Annotated in this window: 2 protein-coding genes; one reads left to right on the top strand and one right to left on the bottom strand. The window is 46.6% G+C overall.

Going from position 1 to position 2,070, the window contains the following annotated elements; translation table 11 throughout:
- A partial coding sequence (locus WBA23_RS02400; protein ID WP_424580646.1) for an FAD-binding protein occupies positions 1–1,283 on the bottom strand: 1,283 nt, incomplete at its 3' end.
- 246 nt (positions 1,284–1,529) lie between these two features.
- Here WBA23_RS02400 and WBA23_RS02395 point away from each other — a divergent pair.
- Positions 1,530–2,070: Gfo/Idh/MocA family protein (locus WBA23_RS02395; protein WP_424580645.1), on the top strand; the 541-nt coding region annotated here is incomplete at its 3' end.

The raw sequence follows: 2,070 nt of genomic DNA, 5'->3' as shown, positions 1-2,070 counted from the left end.
GCGCCCTTCTGCCGTACCAGCACTGGGTTGCCGATATAGCATACATCGGTATTATGCTCAGGAGTTAGATACATGGGTGAGGCCTTTACAAAGCGTAGGGTAGGAGCTGAACTGGGATAAAGCTTATACTTTTCCGAAAGCTGTTTTACCTTAGAGAAGATTTTATCCATCACTTCTAAGTAGGTGGTTTCGTGCCGGTTGTAAGCAAACTCTGCCCCGTGCCCCTGACTAGCTACGTACTCAAACCCTTGGAATAGAACTTTGTGCGATTTGTTCACGTAAGTTGCATCCTTTAGGGCGGTTACCGAACGCTCCAGGGCAGCAGGAACAATTCTAGGAAGGTTGTTCACTACAAAAAGTGATATACGATACGCTAGAGGAATATTACTCACTACGGTAGCTAATATATTCCGAGTACGATCTCGCAGTGTGCGAAAGTGAAATTTTTCTACCTCAAAAGTGCGGGCCACCATACAGGTATGATCACCATCTTTCTCGTAAGGGTTTACTACAATGAACAGGCTTCGGACCGGGTACTCCACCGATTGGCCATTGATAGTAATCGGATAGTTGTCAAACATAGAACCGTCGGCTAGTTTCTGACGTACCTCCGACCACTTTTCGGGCCGACGATTTTCGTAAAGCCAGTAACGTGGACGAACCTCCAGAATATAGGAGTAAACAATGCCTGTGCAACCCAAACTAACGACTGTACTGTAAAATGTATCATCATCATGAATCAACTCAATGTTAGCATCAGTATGCTGAGCAGTGTCAGTAAATCCTTCACTAGGCTCTATACGGTATATTTTTCCTTCCGCAGCAACTATCACCAACGAACGAACCATTCCCGACATAGCGGGTTCGTTACGCCCCGACCCGTGGGTTCCGGTAGCAATTGCTCCTGAAATAGTCTGCTCATCAATTGCCCCCATATTGATAAGAGCCAACTTCTGCCGATCAAGCTGGCGGTTTAAGGTTTCTACCGTGATGCCTGCTTCCACTTCTACCAGGTATTTCTCCTGATGCTTTGGCAGCAGCCTACTTTTATCTAAATCCAATATCTGGCACAACCTTGACATATCTACCAGATGGCCGTCAGTAATCGCTATATCCGAATAGGAATGCCCGGAGCCTACCGCCCGAATACGATGATTACAGTCCTCGGCATCTCGTACTGCTGCTACAATATCTTTTAAGTCTTCAGGAATTAGGTACTTGAAAGGCTCTACCTTGTGTTTGTTAATGACATTGCTCCAAGTGACTCGAGAACGGGTTTTCATAGCAGGCTAGTTGGTAGTATTATGTTTAGTAGCATTCGTATAGCCAACACTACTACTTATTAGTCATCTTGAACAGCCAAGCTGTCACCTCAATTTATCGAAATTTTGATTGATAGAAAAATGCCTTCTTCATCGCATTGGTTGTTTTATTAGCCAAGCAGTTGAGGATTAAACCAGCCTTATAATTCAACTTACCAATATTTTTCTTTAAGTTCATACCAGTAACTACGCAATAACCTACCAAACATGCGCCGAAGAGATTTTATTAAACAAGCTACCGCTACCTCTGCTGGGGCTACGCTATTCACTCCGCAGCCCTTCAGCCTTTTCAGGAAAGGATCGCCCAACGAAAAAATTGTAGTGGCCATTATGGGTACTAACAGCCGGGGCGCCGCCCTCTCTCGCGGATTCGCCAGTTTACCTAGCGCTGAAGTAGCCTACATCTGTGATGTAGATGATGCCGCAATGGCGAAAGGTATTGAGGCCGCTACCGCAGCCGGACAGAAGAACGCTCCTAAAGGCATCAAGGACTTCCGTCAGGCATTGGACGATCCAGCAGTGGATGCTTTAATAATTGCTGCCCCAGACCATTGGCATGCTCCGGCGGCCATCATGGCTCTACAAGCCGGAAAGCACGTCTACGTAGAAAAGCCCTGTAGTCACAATCCTCAAGAGGGTGAAATGTTAGTGAAGGCATCCAAACGCTACGGGAAAGTGGTGCAGATGGGTAACCAACGCCGCTCGTGGCCGCTGGTGGTAGAAGGTATTCAGGCGGTGAAAGATGGAG

It is taken from the genome of Tunicatimonas sp. (assembly GCF_049647865.1).
Classification (GTDB): domain Bacteria; phylum Bacteroidota; class Bacteroidia; order Cytophagales; family Cyclobacteriaceae; genus Tunicatimonas.
This window is presented reverse-complemented; position numbering and strand designations above follow the sequence as displayed.